At 37.7% G+C, this 690-nt stretch carries 1 protein-coding gene; it reads left to right on the top strand.

Annotated elements, in window-relative coordinates; genetic code table 11:
• Window positions 1-139 precede the first annotated feature (139 nt).
• Complete coding sequence (locus tag AC3AX0_RS06925) at window positions 140-514, top strand: iron-sulfur cluster assembly scaffold protein (RefSeq protein ID WP_487549577.1); 375 nt, start codon at window positions 140-142, stop codon at window positions 512-514.
• Window positions 515-690: the final 176 nt, after the last annotated feature.

Raw genomic sequence — 690 nt, forward strand, 5'->3', positions numbered from 1 at the left:
GAAGCATCCAGATATCGTATATCATCTGAATTTACTCAACTATATGCTTTTATCATTGAAACTGAGTAGAAGCATCTATATACTATATAACATATAAATCAACTCAACTAAAGTTGTGATTTAAAACGGGGAGAGACTAATGTTTACAGATATAGTAATGGACCATTTTAAAAATCCAAGAAATGTTGGATTCATAGATGATGCAAGTGGAGTAGGATTTGCAGGGGACCCTGAATGCGGGGATAACCTTAAGATATTTATCAAGGTGGAGAACTACATTATAACAGATATAAAGTTTCAGGTTCAAGGATGTACTGCAGCCATAGCATCAAGTAGTATGACTACTGTGCTTGCAAAGGGAAAACATGTTATGGCGGCTTTTGCAATTACTGAAAAGGATATTACTGAAGCCCTTGGTGGCCTTCCTCCTGAAAAGGAGCATTGTTCGGTTTTGGGTGCGTTGGCACTTAAAAAAGCGGTTGCTGATTATTCAAGGAAGAGGGAAGAGGATTAAGTGATAGAAACATTGTTGGCTCCAATAAAAAAGCGCAGAAAGACCGGAATTATGGGTCTTTCTGCGCTTTTGTTTAAAATATAAATTTATCTGCCCCTGGAGTTTTTCTTCCGGGACTTATTAATTGTCTGTTTTCCTCTAGTTCCCTTGGTTTTTTCGAACTTGCTTCCCTGACT

The sequence above is a fragment of the Dethiosulfatibacter sp. genome (assembly GCF_983023055.1).